Annotated in this window: 15 protein-coding genes; 5 read left to right on the top strand and 10 right to left on the bottom strand. The window is 69.2% G+C overall.

All coding sequences use genetic code 11. The annotated features are described in order from the left end of the window. Positions 1 to 16: 16 nt before the first annotated feature. Positions 17 to 475, top strand: a complete 459-nt coding sequence (locus MUY22_RS11575) for a very short patch repair endonuclease (RefSeq protein ID WP_247059471.1) — start codon at positions 17 to 19, stop codon at positions 473 to 475. Positions 476 to 555: 80 nt separating this feature from the next. Here MUY22_RS11575 and MUY22_RS11570 read toward each other — a convergent pair whose 3' ends face one another. Continuing rightward, on the bottom strand, positions 556 to 1,029 hold the full coding sequence (locus tag MUY22_RS11570; RefSeq protein ID WP_247059470.1) for an FxsA family protein: 474 nt from the start codon (positions 1,027 to 1,029) through the stop codon (positions 556 to 558). 107 nt (positions 1,030 to 1,136) lie between these two features. Here MUY22_RS11570 and MUY22_RS11565 point away from each other — a divergent pair, with 107 nt between their 5' ends. After that, positions 1,137 to 2,438, top strand: a complete 1,302-nt coding sequence (locus MUY22_RS11565) for a pentapeptide repeat-containing protein (RefSeq protein WP_247059469.1) — start codon at positions 1,137 to 1,139, stop codon at positions 2,436 to 2,438. On the opposite strand, the gene MUY22_RS11560 is transcribed toward MUY22_RS11565, so the two are convergent. After that, positions 2,412 to 2,963, bottom strand: coding sequence for a TetR/AcrR family transcriptional regulator (locus tag MUY22_RS11560; RefSeq protein ID WP_247059468.1), 552 nt, complete (start codon positions 2,961 to 2,963; stop codon positions 2,412 to 2,414). The two genes, MUY22_RS11565 and MUY22_RS11560, sit on opposite strands and share 27 nt — an antisense overlap. 85 nt (positions 2,964 to 3,048) lie before the next feature. On the opposite strand from MUY22_RS11560, the gene MUY22_RS11555 reads away from it, so the two are divergent. After that, a complete protein-coding gene (locus MUY22_RS11555; protein ID WP_247059467.1) occupies positions 3,049 to 3,963 on the top strand; it encodes a zinc-binding dehydrogenase in 915 nt (304 codons plus the stop codon). Here the strand turns inward: MUY22_RS11555 and MUY22_RS11550 are convergent. From MUY22_RS11550 to pdhA, 5 genes are all read right to left on the bottom strand, one after another. Next, a complete protein-coding gene (locus tag MUY22_RS11550; RefSeq protein ID WP_247059465.1) occupies positions 3,960 to 5,906 on the bottom strand; it encodes an ABC transporter ATP-binding protein in 1,947 nt (648 codons plus the stop codon). The two genes, MUY22_RS11555 and MUY22_RS11550, sit on opposite strands and share 4 nt — an antisense overlap. 20 nt (positions 5,907 to 5,926) lie before the next feature. Then, positions 5,927 to 6,508, bottom strand: coding sequence for a TetR/AcrR family transcriptional regulator (locus MUY22_RS11545; RefSeq protein ID WP_247059462.1), 582 nt, complete (start codon positions 6,506 to 6,508; stop codon positions 5,927 to 5,929). A gap of 160 nt (positions 6,509 to 6,668) precedes the next feature. Then, positions 6,669 to 8,003, bottom strand: coding sequence for a dihydrolipoamide acetyltransferase family protein (locus MUY22_RS11540; protein ID WP_247059460.1), 1,335 nt, complete (start codon positions 8,001 to 8,003; stop codon positions 6,669 to 6,671). Between the two features lie 15 nt (positions 8,004 to 8,018). Continuing rightward, positions 8,019 to 9,011 (bottom strand): alpha-ketoacid dehydrogenase subunit beta, encoded by a 993-nt coding sequence (locus MUY22_RS11535; RefSeq protein WP_247059459.1) that lies wholly within the window; start codon positions 9,009 to 9,011, stop codon positions 8,019 to 8,021. Then, on the bottom strand, positions 9,011 to 10,216 hold the full coding sequence (gene pdhA, locus MUY22_RS11530) for a pyruvate dehydrogenase (acetyl-transferring) E1 component subunit alpha (RefSeq protein WP_247059458.1): 1,206 nt from the start codon (positions 10,214 to 10,216) through the stop codon (positions 9,011 to 9,013). Before pdhA ends, MUY22_RS11535 begins: the two co-directional genes overlap by 1 nt. Positions 10,217 to 10,589: 373 nt before the next feature. Here pdhA and MUY22_RS11525 point away from each other — a divergent pair, with 373 nt between their 5' ends. Continuing rightward, complete coding sequence (locus tag MUY22_RS11525) at positions 10,590 to 12,011, top strand: M20/M25/M40 family metallo-hydrolase (RefSeq protein WP_247059457.1); 1,422 nt, start codon at positions 10,590 to 10,592, stop codon at positions 12,009 to 12,011. An 84-nt stretch (positions 12,012 to 12,095) separates the two neighbouring features. Here the strand turns inward: MUY22_RS11525 and MUY22_RS11520 are convergent, their stop codons facing one another. Genes MUY22_RS11520 through MUY22_RS11510 form a run of 3 tightly spaced genes read right to left on the bottom strand, consistent with a single transcriptional unit; the run spans position 12,096 to position 15,554 of the window. After that, complete coding sequence (locus tag MUY22_RS11520) at positions 12,096 to 12,938, bottom strand: transglutaminase family protein (protein WP_247059456.1); 843 nt, start codon at positions 12,936 to 12,938, stop codon at positions 12,096 to 12,098. Further along, positions 12,935 to 13,882, bottom strand: a complete 948-nt coding sequence (locus MUY22_RS11515; RefSeq protein WP_247059455.1) for an alpha-E domain-containing protein — start codon at positions 13,880 to 13,882, stop codon at positions 12,935 to 12,937. Before MUY22_RS11515 ends, MUY22_RS11520 begins: the two co-directional genes overlap by 4 nt. A gap of 10 nt (positions 13,883 to 13,892) precedes the next feature. Continuing rightward, complete coding sequence (locus MUY22_RS11510) at positions 13,893 to 15,554, bottom strand: circularly permuted type 2 ATP-grasp protein (RefSeq protein WP_247059454.1); 1,662 nt, start codon at positions 15,552 to 15,554, stop codon at positions 13,893 to 13,895. A 148-nt stretch (positions 15,555 to 15,702) separates the two neighbouring features. On the opposite strand from MUY22_RS11510, the gene MUY22_RS11505 reads away from it, so the two are divergent. After that, a complete protein-coding gene (locus tag MUY22_RS11505) occupies positions 15,703 to 16,638 on the top strand; it encodes an ABC transporter substrate-binding protein (RefSeq protein ID WP_247059453.1) in 936 nt (311 codons plus the stop codon). Positions 16,639 to 16,654: the final 16 nt, after the last annotated feature.

The following is a 16,654-nucleotide window of genomic DNA, read 5'->3' as shown; positions in this document are numbered from 1 at the left end:
TGAGACTATCTGGCGCATGCCGCGCCGTGTAACGCCCCCGGCAGCTGAGAACGAGGCGAAGCCGAAGCCCTACCCTGCTGCCGCGAACGAGGGCCGATCTCGCAACATGAAAGCCAACCGGCGAACCGACACGAAGCCCGAGGTGACTCTTCGTAAAGCGCTGCATCGGCTCGGTTACCGGTATCGCAAGGACTTGCCGATCGTGCTCGATGCCGTACGAGTCCGCCCTGACATCGTCTTCACCAGCCGCAAAGTCGCCATCTTCGTTGATGGCTGTTTCTGGCACGTCTGCCCCCAGCACGGCAGGCAACCGACGAGCAACGAGTGGTATTGGACGCCGAAGCTCCGGCGTAACGTCGACCGCGACAAGCTGGTCACCGGCGCGCTCGAGGAGGCTGGCTGGCAAGTGGTGCGGATTTGGGAGCACGTGCCGCTGCCAGACGCCGTCACGGCTGTCGAGAACGCGATCACGTAGGGCGAACACGCGTTCGATCCTAACGCTGACCTCTGGCAACGCCCAGCAATGCTTGCATGGCGTGTCGGTCGTACGGGTTGTCAGCCTTCGATGACGCGGCCTTCGATCACCGGATGCGGCTTCTCCTCCGAGGACGACGACGAAGGCGGCACCACCTCGCTGTCCACCACCATCACCGGCCCGCGGCGTTGGTTGGCGAACTTCAGCGCTCGCTTCTCCATCCGCTTCAGCCACAGTCGACGGGCCACCGCGCGTGACGGTGGCAGCATCAACAGCAACCCCAGGACGTCGCTGATGAACCCCGGGACCAGGATCAACACCCCGCCCAGGCCGACGAGCATGCCGTCGGTCAGTTCCTTCTCCGCCGACCGCCCCGCGCGGGATGTCTCGATGAACGCGCGCATCGCCTTTGCGCCCTCGCGGCGGGCCAGCCAGGAGCCGATGAAGGCGCCGGCCAGGAGGAGGCCCAGCGTGCCGAGCACGCCGACGGCTGAGCCGACCGCCCAGATCGCGGCGATCTCGGCGAAGACGTAGAGCAGGAACGCGACAGCCATACCGGGACAACGAACGAGCTGTCCGATTTGCTCCCGGCTCCGGGGGCCACCGGCTAGTCTCACCCATCGTGTCCGACTGGCTCCGCTGGTTCCTGATCGCGCTCGCCGTGCTTGCCGCGGTCGCGATCAGCTTGGGACGGCGGCGGCCTCGGCTCACGTTTCCGCAGGTCAGGGTGCGTCGCGGCATTGCAATGTCCGTTCTCGCGTGGCTGTTCATCGCGATCGTCGTCGCGGGTGGCACCGCCGGTGGGTTGCTGTGGTTCCTTGGCTGGCCGCACCTGCCGAATGCCGCTGTCTTCGACGTCACCCAGGTGCTCGACCTGTTGAAGATCGCCCTCTCGGTGGTCGCCGGGTTCGGTGGGGTTGTGCTGCTCGCCGTCAACTACCGCAAGCAGCGGGTCACCGAGAACGAGCACGCTCTCGCCGTCGAGAAGGCCAAGCGTGAGACCGTCCAGGGCTTCAACGAACGCCTCGGCACCGCCGCCGAACAGCTTGCTCACGATAGCCCCGCGGTGCGCCTGACCGGTGTCTACGCGCTTGCCGGCCTCGCCGACGACTGGGACGACAAGCGCCAGGTCTGCGTCGACGTCCTCTGCGGCTACCTGCGCATCGCGCCGGAGGTGGTGTCGCCCGGTGAGGCCGAGGTGCGGCAGGCGATCCTGCGGATGTTCCGCGACCGGCTCGGCCCCAGTGGCGGGTGGCGTCGGTCGCCCGTCGATTTCGACTTCACCGGAGTGACCTTCGACAACGCGGACTTCTCCGAGCTCCGGTTCGCCGGCTCGGTCGTGTTCGACCGAGCGGAGTTCCTCCGTGACCTGACATCCTTCGCCGGTTCGGTGTTCGTGGGTGGCCTCAGCTGTCACGGAACGCGGTTCGCCGCCCATCACACGACCTTCGCGCGCGCGTGGTTCACGGGGAAGGCCGAGTTCGTCGGCGCCGAGTTCGCCGGTCGGGAACTGAGCTTCCGTGGCTGGGAGGTCGCCGGGGGGCCGGTCGACTTCTACCGATGCCGGTTTCTCGCCGAGCGGCTGGACTTCTCGTCGCTCGGCCTCCAGGCCGGCGTGGTGCGGTTCGGGAAGCTCGACTTCGTCGACATCGAGCTGGATCTGCGGAACGTGGTGAGCAACTGGGTCGGCGACGGTGGCCTCGCCCGGCTGACCTTCGAAGACGTGCGGTTCCTTCGATGCAGGCTCGACCTGGAAACACATTCGTCTCACGAGCGGATGGTCTGGTTCGTCAACAGCGTGCTGGACACGGTGACGGTGGCGGTCGACGAGCTCGAAGAGCTCAAGCCCTGGCTGACCGCCGCGGAGCCGTGGTTGAACTTCCGTGACGTCGAACTCCGAGGTGGCACCGTCGTGCCCGAGCGATACCTGCGGCGGTCAGCGCAGCAGCGTCTCGATCATTGATCGCAACCCCAGCGCCAAGCGGTGGGATTCCCCGGTGCGCAGCAGGTGGAGCATCAGGTCGCTGTGCAACGAACCCAGCAGCAGGTGTGCGATCAGGTCCGCGTCCAGTGCCGGGGCCGCCGCGGTGAGCAAGCCTGCCACGTGTGCGTGCCACGACAAGTAGATCGGGCTGTTCAGGCGGTCCGTCGAGGCCTGCTCGAACGCCGCCATCACCGTGACGTTCTTCGTCGCCAAGTCGACCACCGCGTCGAAGAACGCCGCCAGCCGGGACGCCGGTGGGGCGCCCGGGCCGAGCGGGGGTGGGCCGTCGGAAAGGGCCGTGGACAGCGCTCGGACTCGCTCCTCCACCAGTGCGCGCATCAGGCCTTCGCGGTTGCCGAAGCGGTGGAACACCGTGCCCTTGCCGACGCCGGCCGCCTGTGCGACGCGGTCCATCGAGACGTGCTCCATGCCTTGGGTGGCCAGCAGTTCCTCGGTTGCGCGCAGGATCGCGCGGCGGTTGCGGGCCGCGTCGGCGCGTTCCATGCAGGCTCCTCGACAAGTTGACTGGCGGTCCATATAGTAGGCGACCGTAAGTTGACCGATGGTCCAGTTGCTGGGGAGAAACAACATGCGAGCAGTGGTGCAGCACGGCACTGGTGGTCCCGGCGTGCTGAAGGTCGAGGAACGACCTGAGCCCGCGCGCCGTGAAGGCGAGGTGCTGATCCGTGTCGGGGCGATCTCGGTGCCGTTCTACGAAACCCAGCTGCGGGCCGGGATGCTGCCCGGTGGGGAGCCCGCGGTGTTCGGGCACGAGGCCGCGGGCGTTGTCATCGAGGCTGACGATCCCGCGTTGAAAGGCAAACGCGTTGTCAGCATGTCCTACGTCGGCGGCGCCTACGCCGAAGTCGTCGCCTCTAGCAGGTACACCGTGGTTCCCGAGCACGTCTCCGCGGAAAGCGCGGTCGCCGCCGCCGTGCCCGCGTCGGTGGCCGTGGTGCTGCTGAGGACCGCGAACGTCGGCGATGGCGAGACCGTGCTGGTCGAAGCCGCGTCCGGGGCGATCGGCGGTTACCTGACGCGGCTGGCGAAGGACGCGGGCGCGCGGGTCATCGCGACCGCCGGTGGCGGGAAGGCCGTTCCCCGCGCCGACGTCGTGCTCGACCACGACGATCCGGACTGGCGAACCCAGGTCCCCGACGGGATCGACGTCGTCTTCGAGTCGATCGGCGGGCCGCGGGCGGCCGAAGTCCTGCCGAAGGTCGTGCCGCGTGGGCGGGTTCTCGCGTACGGCCTGCTCAGCGGCGAGTTTCCGGTGATCACGGTCGCCGACCTCATCCCGCGTGGGCTCACGCTGATCGGCTTCGGCGGGCCGGACGCCTACGGCAAGGACGCCGGCGCCGCCACCGGCGAGGCGCTGGGCCTCGTCGGTGACGGCACGCTGACACCCGTGATCGACCGGACGTACGCGCTCGACGACGTCGTCGAGGCGCACGCCCGCGTCGAGAGCCGCGAAGGCGTCGGCAAGGTCCTTCTCGTGCCCTAGCTCGGAATCTCGTCCAGGTACGCCTGCGCCTGGAGCGTGAACAGGTCCGCGTAGCCCGCCTTCGCCGCCATCAGCTGCTCGTGCGTGCCGTACTCGGCGACCTTTCCGTGCTCCAGCAACAGGATCCGCTCCGCTTGGCGCACGGTCGAGAACCGGTGCGAGATGTACAGCGTCGTGCGGCCCTCGGACAGTTCGCGCAGGCGTGCGAACAGGTCGTGCTCCGCCTGCGCGTCCAGGGCCGACGTCGGCTCGTCGAGGATCAGGATCGGCGCCTCGCGCTGGAACGCCCTGGCCAGCGCGATCTTCTGCCACTCGCCACCGGACAGGCTGACGCCCTGGTCGAACCAGCGCCCCAACGGCGTTTCGTAGCCGTTCGGCAGCCGCTCGATGCGCTCGTCGGCCCCGGCTCGGCGGGCCGAGTCCTCGATGTGGGGCCGGTCCTCGAGCCGGCTCTGGTCGCCGAGGCCGATGTTCTCCGCCGCCGTGCCCTGGTAGGTCACGTAGTCCTGGAACATCGCGCTGATCCGCGTCCGCAGCTCGTCCGGGTCGTACTCGCGGATGTCGACGCCGTCGAGGAGGATCCGGCCGCCGGTCGGGTCGTAGAGCCGGCAGAGCAGCTTGAACAGCGTCGACTTGCCCGCGCCGTTGCGGCCCACCACAGCGACTGTTTCGCCCGGGCGGATCTCGAAGCTGACGCCGTCGAGCGCCGGCTCCTCCGCGCCCGGGTAGGCGAAGGTCACCGAGTCGAACTCGATGTGACCCTCCACTGTGGACGGTATGGGCCGTGGCTCCGCGGGCGCCGTGATCTCCGGTTTCGTGCCCAGGAAGCGGTAGAGCGTGTCGAGGTAGAGGTTGTTCTCGTACATCCCGGAAAACGCCGTGAACAGCCCGGACACCGACGTCTGCACGGACGTCGCCGCGGCCGTGTACAGCGCCAGGTCGCCGAGCGTGAGCCGTCCGCCGACCGCTTCCAGCGCGATGTACAACGCGATCGCCGATCCCACGAACGTGCTCAGCAGGCCCCAGGACGTCGAGCTGATGTTGCGGTTGATCGTCAGCTTCCGCTGCCGCTCGTAGGAGACGACACCGAGCCGGCGGAACCGGTCGACGAAGTACGGGCCGAGCCCGAACAGCTTCGTCTCCTTGGCGTAGGTGTCCGTCGTGACCAGCGAAGACAGGTAGTCCATCCGGCGCTTGATCGGCGACATCAGGAAGGTGAGCCAGAACGCGCGCGAGCCGTACTTCGACTGCGAGATGAACGCCGGGATCGGCGCGAGCAACGCGACCAGTGCCAGCAGCGGGCTGACGGCCACCAGCAGCGCGATCATGCTGCCGAACGTGATCAGCGTCCGCACGAGCCCCAGCGCGGAGTTCATCATCGACAGCGGGCGCGTCGGCGCTTCCTGCGCGGCCTGGCGCAGCATGTCGTAGGACGCCGAGCCCTCGAAGTAGGCCAGGTGCAGCTCGCTGGCGTGCGCCATCACCTGGTGGCGGATGGTCAGGGTCATGCGTTCCTGCAGCAACGTCTGCGCGATCGACGTCACCGCGCTGCTGACCGCGGTCGCGACGAGCACGCCGAACTGGAACAACGCGACGTTGACGATGTCCATCGTCGTGCCGCGGTGCTGGATCGCCGCGACGACCGAGTCGAGCAGCAGCTTCGCGATGTACGCGGTCACCGTCGGCAGCAGGCCCGACAGCAGCGTGATCAGCGCCAGCAGGATGGTTAGGATCGGGCTCGCCTGCCAGGTCAGCTTCACGACCTTCGGCAGGCCGCGGACCGTGCCCGAGACCGACGTCTTCGCGCGTTTCAGCCGGGAACGCCAGTCCTTCGGCTGGTCGTCCTGCTTCGGCTCCGGGATGTCGACCGGGCCGGTCAGCCCGCTGTCCGGGACCGTCGAGATGGCTCGCCGCCGGCCGCGCCGGGCGATCGCGAACTCCATCCCGCCCCCACCACCCGGGATCATTCAGCCTCCAACGCGCCGTGCAGGAACAGATCGACCACCTGGCGCGTGGTGGGCGCGTCGTCGTCCGGGGCCATCCGGCGGCCGCCGAACAGCATGGTGAGGAACAGCGCGGCCAGGTGCTCGGGCGACAGCCGCAGCCGGTCCTTCTCGGGCTCGAACAGCTCGGTCATCGCGCCGCGCATGGCGGCCATCGACTCCCGGCGGCCGCCCTTCCAGCTGCCGCGCAGGCGCTGCTCGGGGTCGCGGTGCTTGATCCGGCCGGACGCGTGGAGGGCGCCCATCAGCGCGCCCATCCGCTCGAGGTGGGCGCCGAGCGCTTCGGCGGCTTCGACGAGCCGGTCTTCGAGCGGCTGGTCGACGGGGATCTCGGCGATGGCGTCGAGGACGTGGTCGGGACGCAGGGCTTCGGCCGTGCAGGCGTCGAACAGCTCGTCCTTGTCCTTGAACGCGCGGAAGATGGTGCCCTCGCCGATGCCGGCGGCGCGGGCGATCTGGCTCGTGGTGACGGTGGCCCCGTGCTCCATCAGCAGGGGCAGCACCGCGTGCACGATCATGCTGCGCCGGGCTTCGGCGCTCATGCCCGGCGCTCTACGCCGGGTTTCGGGTGCTGGTGTCATGCCACCAGTGTGCGGAGTGAGTGCTCACTCCGTCAAGCGAGTATGCCGACGGCGAAAGCCGTGAAGGCCTCCTTACCGGCCGTAAGAGCCGGTAAGGAGGCCTTCACGGACCTTCAGGACGTCAGTAGGTCATCGCCATGGCTGGGTCGGACAAGAGGGCGCCGACGTCGGCCAGGAACTCCGAGCCCTGCTGGCCGTCGACCACGCGGTGGTCGAAGCTCAGCGACAGCTGCAGCACCTTGCGGACCTTGATCTCGCCGTCCACGACCCACGGCTGGTCCTTGATGGCGCCGAGGCACAGGATCGCGGACTCGCCCGGGTTGATGATCGGCGTGCCGGTGTCGACGCCGAACACGCCGACGTTGGTGATCGTGATCGTGCCGTTCGCCATGTCCGCCGGGGACGTCTTGCCCTGGCGGGCGACCTCCGTCAAGGCGGTCAGCGCGCCCGCGAGTTCCTTCAGCGACAGCGAGTCGGCGTCGCGGACCTTCGGCACGATCAGGCCGCGGGGCGTGGCCGCCGCGATCCCGAGGTGCACGTAGTCCTTGTAGACGATCTCCTGCGCCGCCTCGTCCCACACCGCGTTGATGTCCGGCGTGCGCTTCGCCGCCAGGCACACGGCCTTCGCCGCGAACGTCAGCGGCGTGACCTTCACGCCGGCGAATTCCCGCGACTTCTTCAGCTTCTCCCGGAACTCCATCATCGGCGTGACGTCGATGGTCAGGAACTCCGTGACGTGCGGGGCGGTGTACGCGCTCTGCACCATCGCGGCCGCGGTCATCTTGCGGACGCCCTTGATGGGAACGCGCCGCTCGCGGGTGGCCGGGTCGTAGCCCGAGTCCACAGTGGACACAGCCGCGGCGGCCGGGGCGGAGCCGTTGGCCGCCTTGTGGACGTCGTCCCGCGTGATGACGCCGCCGTCGGCGGTGCCGGTCAGCGCGTGCAGGTCGACACCCAGCTCCTTGGCCAGCTTCCGCACCGGCGGCTTGGCCAGCGGCACGTAACCGCCCCGAGGTGCAGGAGCAGCGGGCGCGACGGGAGCGGGTGCAGGAGCAGCGACGGCGGCCGCGGGAGCCGCGCCCTTCCGGGCCCGCCGCTGCGTGACGACGGCCTTGGAGCCGTAGCCGACCAGCGGTTTCATCTCCTCTTCCTCGGCCGGAGCCGAAGCGGCGGCCGGAGAAGCGGCCGGAGCCGGAGTCGCCGCGCCGCCAGGGTCGACGTCGATGGTGAGGATCGGCGTGCCGACCTCCACCGTCTGGCCCGGCTCGACGTGCAGCTCCGTGACCACACCGGCCCACGGGATCGGCAGCTCGACGGCGGCCTTCGCGGTCTCGATCTCGACCACGATCTGGTTGACCGTCACCGTGTCGCCCGGCTTGACGTGCCACGAAAGGATGTCGGCTTCGGTCAGCCCCTCGGCCGTGTCGGCCAGGGGGAACTGCTTGAACGTTGGCATGACGCGGAATCCCCCTTACCAGGCGAGCGAGCGGTCGATGGTGTGCAGCACCCGGTCCAGGTCGGGGAGGTAGTGCTCCTCGAGCTTGGCCGGCGGGTACGGCGTGTCGAACCCGGTCACCCGGAGGACGGGCGCCTCCAGCGAGTAGAAGCACTCCTGCTGGACGCGCGCGGCGATCTCCGACGTCAGCGACGACTCCGACGGCGCCTCCGACAGCGCGATCAGCCGGCCGGTCTTGCGCACCGACTCGAACACCGGGCCGAGGTCCAGCGGCGAGAGCGTGCGCAGGTCGATGACCTCGAGGGACTTGCCCTCGTCCGCGGCCGCGGCGGCCGCGTCGAGGGCGACCTTCACCGTCGGGCCGTACGCGACGACCGTCGCCGTCGTGCCCTCGCGGACGACCTGCGAGGAGAACACCGGCGCCGGCGTGCCGGCGACGTCGATCTCCGCGCGCAACGCGCCCGAGTGGTAGAGCCGCTTGGGCTCGAAGAACAGGACCGGGTCGTCCGACTTGATCGCTTCCTGGATGCCCCAGTAGGCGTCGACGGCGTTCGAGATCGAGACGACCTTCAGGCCCGGGATGTGCGCGAACAGCGACTCCGGGGACTCGGAGTGGTGCTCGACCGCGCCGATCCCGCCGCCGAACGGCACCCGGATCACGACAGGCATCTTGATCTTGCCCTGCGTCCGGTAGTGCAGCTTCGCCAGCTGGGACGAGATCTGGTCGAACCCGGGGAAGATGAAGCCCTCGAACTGGATCTCGCACACCGGCCGGAACCCGCGCACGGCCAGGCCGACCGCGGTGCCGATGATGCCCGACTCGGACAGCGGCGTGTCCAGCACGCGCTGCTCGCCGAAGTCCTTCTGCAGGCCGTCGGTGATCCGGAAGACGCCGCCGAGCTTGCCGACGTCCTCGCCCATGATCAGGACCTTGGGGTTCTCTTCCATCGCCCGGCGCAGGCCGAGGTTGAGCGCCTTGCCGATGGTGAGTTTCTGGAGGTCGGTCATCAGTGCTCACCCGCCGCTGCGAAGCCGTCGAGGTAGGACAGGAACTCTTCGCGCTGCGCGTCCAGCACCGGGTTGCCCTCGGCGTAGACGTTGCTGAAGATCCGCTCCGGCGGCGGCTCCGGCATGTTGAACGTGTACTCGCGCAGGTCCGCTGCGAAGGCGTCGGCCTCGGCCTGGACCTGGTCGAAGAAGTCGTGGTCGGCGCCGCCCTTGCGGGCCAGGAACGCCCGGACGCGCTCGATCGGGTCCTTGAGCTTCCACTCTTCGAGCTCGTCGGAGAGCCGGTAGCGCGACGGGTCGTCGGTCGTCGTGTGCGCGTCCATCCGGTAGGTGAACGCCTCGATCAGCACCGGGCCGTTGCCGTGGCGGCACTCGTCGAGCGCCCAGCGGGACACCGCGAGGCAGGCCAGGACGTCGTTGCCGTCGACGCGGATGCCGGGGAAGCCGTAACCGCGGGCGCGCTGGTAGAGCGGCAGGCGCGACTGGCGTTCGGTCGGCTCGGAGATCGCCCACTGGTTGTTCTGGCAAAAGAACACGAGCGGCGCGTCGTAGACCGCGGCCCAGACGAAGCCCTCGTGGACGTCGCCCTGCGAGGTCGCGCCGTCACCGAAGTAGCAGATCGTGGCTTCGCCGTCGTCGTCGCCGACCTTGCCCTCGAACCGCTGCCCCATCGCGTACCCCGCGGCGTTGAGCACCTGGTTGCCGATGACGATGCAGTACGGGTGGAAGCCGTGGGCCTTGTAGTCCCAGCCGCTGTGGTCGGTGCAGCGGAAGATGCCCAGCAGGTCCTTCATGTCGACCCCGCGCGCGTACGCGACGCCGTGCTCGCGGTAGCTGGGGAACGCCATGTCGTTCTGCTTCAGCGCGCGGCCGGAGCCGATCTGCGCGGCCTCCTGGCCGAGCAGCGGGACCCAGATGCCGAGCTGGCCCTGGCGCTGCATCGCGTTGGCCTCGCGGTCCGCGCGGCGGACGAGCACCATGTCGCGGTACAGGCCGCGCAGGGCTTCGTCGTCGATGTCGTCGACGTACTTGTCGAACTGCGGCGACGGGACCCGCTCGCCTTCGGGGGTGAGCAGCTGAGTCAGCTCAGCGCCACCTTCGCTGGTCGCTCGCAATCCGGCGATCACCTGCTCGGGGGAAGGCTGGGCCGCGACGGCGGCCGGTCCATCTCCAGGCTCCGGGTGCGTCCACTGTTCGGACGGCATGGGCGTTGCTCCTCGGTGTCGGTGCCTCTGGCGGCCGCTTGTGGCGACCACAGCGACTGCACCGGCGGGGACCAGCGTTTCGGGTCTCCGAAGCGCTCGGTCACCGTCGGCGTTGACGGTTCACGCCGACATCCTGGCACGAAGGTCCACGTCTTGGTCAGACGCGGTTGCTGATTTGTTGCTGAGAAACGGGCTCTGAACAGGCAAAACGCTAGGAAGCCCGAGCATTGGACCTACGAGAGTAGGGCGTCGGTCCGCGCGTTCACCAGGCGTGGCCGCGTGCGTACGTGCCTGTGCGTGTGCGTCTTTGTGCCCTGCGGAGTCGACCTTGTGATGTGCCGCACGGCGGGATCTCCGTGGCACGATGGACGTCGTGGAACCGAAAACCGTGCGTGAATCCGTCGTGTCCGGCTGGACCGACGACGTCATCCCGAGCCTGTCCGGGCTGGTGGCCATCCCCGCCCTGTCCCCGGCGTTCGACGCCGACTGGGCGAAGACCGGGCACCTGGCCGCCGCCGTCGAGCACGTCCGCGCGTGGATTGCCGCGCGCGACCTGCCGGGCGCGACGATCGACGTCGTCGAGCTGCCGGACCGGACCCCGTTGCTGCTCGTCGACGTCCCGGCGACCCCGGGCGCGGCGGCCGAGGGCACCGTCCTGATGTACGGCCACCTGGACAAGCAGCCCCCGGTGGGCGGCTGGTCCGAGGGTCTCGACCCGTGGACGCCGGTGATCCGCGACGGCCGGCTGTACGGCCGCGGCTCCGTCGACGACGGCTACTCCGGCTACGCGGCGACGACGTCGATCGAAGCCGTGCACGCCGCCGGCGGCGAGCACGCCCGGATCGTCGTGCTGCTGGAGACCGGCGAGGAGTCCGGCAGCCCCGACCTGCCCGCCTACGTCGAGCACCTGGCCGACCGGATCGGCGAGGTCTCGCTGGTCGTCTGCCTCGACGCCGGTGGCAGCGACTACGAGCGGTTGTGGCTGGTCACGAGCCTGCGCGGGATGTTGCACCTGGACGTCAACGTCCAGCTGCTGGGCTCGGCGCAGCACTCCGGCGTCGCTTCGGGCGTCGTCGCGAGCTCGTTCCGCATTCTGCGAAGCCTGATCGAGCGCCTCGAGGACAGTGCCACCGGTGAGCTGCTGCTCGACGAGCTGAAGGTCGACGTCCCGGCGGACCGGCTGGCCGAGCTGGAGGCCGTCTCGAAGGACTTCCCGGAGGCGCTGTCGAAGGCGTTCCCGCTGGTCGAGGGCGGTCGCGTGATCACCGAGGACGCGCTGGAGCTGATGCTCAACAACGCGTGGCGGCCGACGCTGTCGATCATCGGCGCCGACGGCTTCCCGAAGCCGGCCGACGCGGGCAACGTCCTGCGCGAGAGCACGACGTTGACGCTGAGCTTCCGCCTCCCGCCGACGGCCGACGCCGCGAAGGCGCTCGAAGCCGTGAAGCGGACCCTGACAACGGACGTCCCGTACGGCGCGAAGGTGACCTTCGGCGACAACCCGCAGTCGGAGGACGGCTGGAACGCGCCGGCCGAGTCCCCCTGGCTGACGGCGGCCCTGCGCCGCATCAGCGACGACGTCTTCGGCCAGCCGCACCGCGCGACGGGCATGGGCGGTTCGATCCCGTTCATGGGCCTGCTGTCGCGCAAGTACCCGGCGGCGCAGTTCCTGGTCACGGGAGCGTGCGGCTCGGACTCGAACATCCACGTGCCGGACGAGTGGCTGCACCTGGAGTACGCACAGCAGGTCACGGAGGCCGTCGCACACATCCTGGACGCCCACGCCCGCGGCTGACCCAAGCCGCACTTTCGCTGTGAAAGTGAGCCGGAGGACACCCCTCCACAACACTTTCATAGCGAAAGTGCGGTATACGGAGAGTTACGCAAGGCGGGTCAGGTGGACCGAGACGTCCAAAGTGGACTGCCCGCCCCCGGTGAAGATGCCCTTCAGCGGCGCCACGTCCGCGTAGTCCCGGCCCATCGCCACCCACACGTGCCGCGGCCCCACCGGGATCGCGTTCGTCGGGTCGTACGCCCACCAGCCGCCGGTCCAGACGTCGACCCAGGCGTGTGACTCGCCCTCCACCACTTCGCCGAGCTTCGCTTCCCGCCTCGTGTGCAGGTAGCCCGAGACGTACCGCGCCGGGATGCCGATCGCGCGCAGCATCACCAGCGTCACGTGCGCGAAGTCCTGGCAGACGCCTTCGCGCGCGTTCCACGCGTCCGTCGCCGTGGAGTGCACGCCGGTCGTGCCCGGCTGGTACTTCAGCTGCTTGTGCACCCATTCGCACACCGCCAGCACCGCCTCCGCCGGGTCGAGGCCGGTGCGCAGCGCTCGGGCCTCGCGGGCCAGCGCGAGGTCACGCGGGGTGTAGTCGGTCGGCGTCAGGTACTCCGTGCGGTGGTCGACGACCGTGTCGCTGCGCAGGTCCTTCCACGACGCCACGCGGATCGGCTCGGCCTCGTCGGCCGTCTCGACCACCGACGTCGCCAGCACGGTGAACTCCGTGTGCGGCGCGTGGAGGTCGAACGACGTCACGACCGTGCCCCAGTAGTCGGTGTACCGGTACGCGCGGGTCGCGGGCGTCGTCTCGATGCGCGTCGCCACCGTCGTCTGACGGCGGTCAGAGCGCGGGGTCAGCCGCGCCTCGTTGTACGACTGCGTGGCCGGCGTCGCGTACCGGTACCCCGTCCGGTGGGCCACCCGAAGCTGCCAGGTCACAGCGAAACCTCCGCACCGCTCCACGCCACCCACGGCGACGTGCTGAAGTACTGCATGGACACGGCCTCGCCGATCTCCTTGATCGACGTCTGCAGCGTCCCGAGCCGCCGCGGCAGGTCGGTCAGCAGGTCCGACGGGCGCAGGAACTCCAGTTCGCTGCGGGCCCGGCCGAGTTCGCGCAGCGCCTCGGTCTTCTCGTTGTTGCGTGACGCGCCACCGGTGTCGAGCCGCTGCAGGCACTCCTCCGCCTGCCGCAGCGCGTGGAACACCGACCGCGGGAACAGCGTGTCCCGCAACAGGAACTGCACGACGCGGCCCGCGTCGAGCGCGCCGCGGTAGGTGCGCAGGTAGGTGTCCTGCGCGCCGGCCGAGCGGAGCACCGTGATCCAGCCGGGCGACGACGCGCGGTCCGAAACCCGGGACAGCAGCAGCCGCACGACCATGTCGGCGCGTTCGATCGACCGGCCGAGCACCATGAACAGCCAGCCGTCGTCGCGGCTCATCGTCGAGTCGGCGAGGCCGGCGAACATCGCCGCGCGCTCCTCGACGAACGACAGGAACGCGTGCGGTCCCGCGCGCCGGGCGTAGCGCTGGCGGTCCGGCACCGCGTTCCACGTCGCGTTCAGGCATTCCCACAGCTCGGTCGAGACGACCTCGCGGGCGCCGCGCGTGTTCTCGCGGGCCGAGTTGATCGACCCGACGATCGACGCCGGGTTGTCCTTCGCGTACGCCACCAGCTCGGTCAGCTTCCAGACGTCGAGGGACTCGGTGCCCTCCGACTCGATGCCCAGGACGGCGAGCAGCTGACGGCTCGCGTGGTCCGAGTCGACGCTCGCGTCCTCCAGCAGCTGGTGGACCGAGACGTTGAGGATCCGCGAGGTGTCGTCGGCGCGTTCGACGTACCGGCCGATCCAGTACAGCGACTCCGCGTTGCGTGCCAGCATTTCGAACCCCCTAGCTCTGCTGTTGCTGCTGCTGTTGCTGCTGGGACAGAGACAGCTCGGGACCCTGCTCCGCGACCATTCCGTCCACAGTGGACACCGCGCCCAGCGCCGGTTGTTCCAGCTCGCGCTCGGCGGTGGACGTCCGGGAGGCCAGCACCCACGTGTCCTTCGAGCCGCCGCCCTGCGACGAGTTGACGACCAGGCTGCCCTCCGGCAGCGCCACCCGGGTCAGCCCGCCGGGCAGCACGAAGATGTCCTTGCCGTCGTTGACCGCGAACGGGCGCAGGTCGACGTGCCGCGGCGCCAGCCGGTCCTCCACCTTCGACGGCACGGTCGACAGCTGCACCACCGGCTGCGCGATCCAGCCGCGCCGGTTCGCCCGCACCTTCCGCCGCAACGCCGTCAGCTCCGCCGGCGTCGCCTCCGGCCCGAAGACGATGCCGTACCCGCCGGAGCCTTCGACCGGCTTGACGACCAGCTCGTCGAGGTGCGACATCACGTAGTCGAACTCGTCCGGCAGCCAGCAGCGGTAGGTGTCCACATTGGGCAGCAGCGGCTTCTCGCCGAGGTAGTACCGCACCATCTCCGGCACGTAGGTGTAGACGAGCTTGTCGTCCCCGACGCCGTTGCCGATGGCGTTCGCGACGACGACGTTGCCCGCGCGCGCCGCGTTGAGCACGCCGGCGATGCCGAGCACCGAGTCCGGCCGGTAGTGCACCGGGTCGAGGAACTCGTCGTCGATCCGCCGGTAGATGACGTCGACCTGGCGCTCGCCCTCGGTGGTCCGCAGGTAGACGACGTTGTCACGGCAGAACATGTCGCGGCCTTCGACCAGTTCGACGCCCATCAGCCGGGCCAGCAGCGAGTGCTCGAAGTACGCCGAGTTGTGGACGCCGGGGGTGAGCACCACGACCATCGGGTCGGCGACGTTCGCCGCGGCCGCCGCGCGCAGGGCCCGCAGCAGGTGCGACGCGTAGTCGCCGACCGGCCGCACCCGGTGCTGGGCGAACAGGTCCGGGAAGACCCGCGCCATCGTCCGCCGGTTCTCCATCACGTATGACACCCCGGACGGGTTGCGGAGGTTGTCCTCCAGCACCCGGAAGGTGCCCTCCTCGTCGCGCACCAGGTCCACACCGGACACGTGGATGCGCACGCCGTTGGGCGGGTTGATGCCGTACGCCTCGCGCTGGAAGTGCTCACACGACGTGATCAGCCGGCGCGGGAAGACGCCGTCACGCAGGATCTGCCGGTCGCCGTAGATGTCGGCGAGGAACGCCTCGAGCGCGCGGACCCGCTGCGCCACCCCGCGTTCGAGCTTCGACCACTCGGCTGCCTGGATCACCCGCGGCACCAGGTCCAGCGGGAACGGCCGCTCCTGACCGGACAGCGAGAACGTGATGCCCTGGTCGACCATCGCCCGGTCCAGCGCGAGCGACCGGGAGTTGAGGTCGTGCGCGTCGAGCGCCGCGATCGACTCGTACAGCGCCCGGTACGGGCCGCGGACCGTGCCGTCGTCGGCGAACATCTCGTCGTAGGCGTCCGCGTGCGGACGTTCCGGGGAGAGGTAGCCGTCGAACCGGGCACCCGGCCGGGTGATCCGGCGGGTCGTCGCCTTCCGCGCGCGTCGACCGGAGGGGGGCAGCCGGGGCGGGATCGCGTTCATGAACGACATCCTCACCTACGTGCCCACCAACGCGCGACACTCCCACGCTGGTTGAAGCGTTGCGAAACTTCGCTGTAACTCGACAGTGCTGTGCTTTGGTATGGATGAGTGGCAATATGCGTGCTCTCACGAACTGAGAACTACGAGGAGTGACGACGTGGCCCGAGGACCCCAGCTCAAGGCGCTCGCCCTGTTGCCGGCATTCGCCCTGGTCGGACTGACCATGGCCTGCGGCGCGGGTGGTAGCGGTGCCGGCGACGTCGGCTCGAGCAGTGCCGCTCCGGCGGGTACTGGATCGGGTGACGCAGGCACGGTCGCGAAGGACGACGCGCTCGCCGCGCTGGTGCCCGCCGACGTCAAAACCGACGGCAAGATCCTCGTCGGGCAGGACCAGAGCTACCCGCCGAACGAGTTCCAGGACAACGGCAAGGCCACCGGCTTCGACGTCGACCTCGGCACCGCCATCGGCCAGGTGCTCGGCGTGCAGATGGAGTTCCAGAACTCCTCGTTCGACGGCATCATCCCCGGCCTCGGCGCCAAGAAGTACGAGATGGGCATCTCGTCGTTCAGCATCAACGCCGACCGGCTGCAGTCGGTCGACATGATCTCCTACTTCAGCGCCGGCACCTCGCTGGCCGTGCTGAAGGGCAACCCGGACGGCCTGAAGGTCGACGACCTCTGCGGCAAGAAGATCGCCGTGCAGAAGGGCACCACGCAGGTCGAGGACCTCGACAAGAAGAACGCCGCCTGCACCGGCGGCGGCAAGCCCGCCATCGAGGTCACGCAGCTGCAGGCCCAGACCGACGTCAACCTGGCCCTCACCGCCAAGCGCGTGCAGGGCGAGCTGGCCGACTCCCCGGTCATCGACTACGCGGTCAAGCAGACCAACGGTCAGCTCGAGTCGGTCGGCACGCCGTACGACACCGTGCCCTACGGCATCGTGCTGCCGAAGAACAGCGGCGACTACGGCAAGGCCGTCCAGGGCGCGATCCAGAAGCTGATCGACAGCGGCGCCTACAAGAAGATCATGGACAAGTGGGGCCTGAACGCCGCCGGTGCGGTCACCAAGTCGGAGATCAACCCGGCCAGCTGAGATAGGACTTAGTTCG

The organism is Amycolatopsis sp. WQ 127309, assembly GCF_023023025.1.
GTDB lineage: Bacteria > Actinomycetota > Actinomycetes > Mycobacteriales > Pseudonocardiaceae > Amycolatopsis.
The sequence above is the reverse complement of the archived record's forward strand: the minus strand, read 5'-3'. Positions and strand labels throughout refer to the sequence as shown.

What these genes read in the sequence shown, in the direction of transcription:
- pdhA (WP_247059458.1), bottom strand. Translation starts at nt 10,216, where the DNA reads ATGCCGTCCGAACAGTGGACGCACCCGGAGCCTGGAGATGGACCGGCC.
- MUY22_RS11515 (WP_247059455.1), bottom strand. Translation starts at nt 13,882, where the DNA reads ATGCTGGCACGCAACGCGGAGTCGCTGTACTGGATCGGCCGGTACGTC.
- MUY22_RS11510 (WP_247059454.1), bottom strand. Translation starts at nt 15,554, where the DNA reads ATGTCGTTCATGAACGCGATCCCGCCCCGGCTGCCCCCCTCCGGTCGA.
- MUY22_RS11550 (WP_247059465.1), bottom strand. Translation starts at nt 5,906, where the DNA reads ATGGAGTTCGCGATCGCCCGGCGCGGCCGGCGGCGAGCCATCTCGACG.
- MUY22_RS11560 (WP_247059468.1), bottom strand. Translation starts at nt 2,963, where the DNA reads ATGGAACGCGCCGACGCGGCCCGCAACCGCCGCGCGATCCTGCGCGCA.
- MUY22_RS11575 (WP_247059471.1), top strand. Translation starts at nt 17, where the DNA reads ATGCCGCGCCGTGTAACGCCCCCGGCAGCTGAGAACGAGGCGAAGCCG.
- MUY22_RS11535 (WP_247059459.1), bottom strand. Translation starts at nt 9,011, where the DNA reads ATGACCGACCTCCAGAAACTCACCATCGGCAAGGCGCTCAACCTCGGC.
- MUY22_RS11555 (WP_247059467.1), top strand. Translation starts at nt 3,049, where the DNA reads ATGCGAGCAGTGGTGCAGCACGGCACTGGTGGTCCCGGCGTGCTGAAG.
- MUY22_RS11545 (WP_247059462.1), bottom strand. Translation starts at nt 6,508, where the DNA reads ATGAGCGCCGAAGCCCGGCGCAGCATGATCGTGCACGCGGTGCTGCCC.
- MUY22_RS11540 (WP_247059460.1), bottom strand. Translation starts at nt 8,003, where the DNA reads ATGCCAACGTTCAAGCAGTTCCCCCTGGCCGACACGGCCGAGGGGCTG.
- MUY22_RS11570 (WP_247059470.1), bottom strand. Translation starts at nt 1,029, where the DNA reads ATGGCTGTCGCGTTCCTGCTCTACGTCTTCGCCGAGATCGCCGCGATC.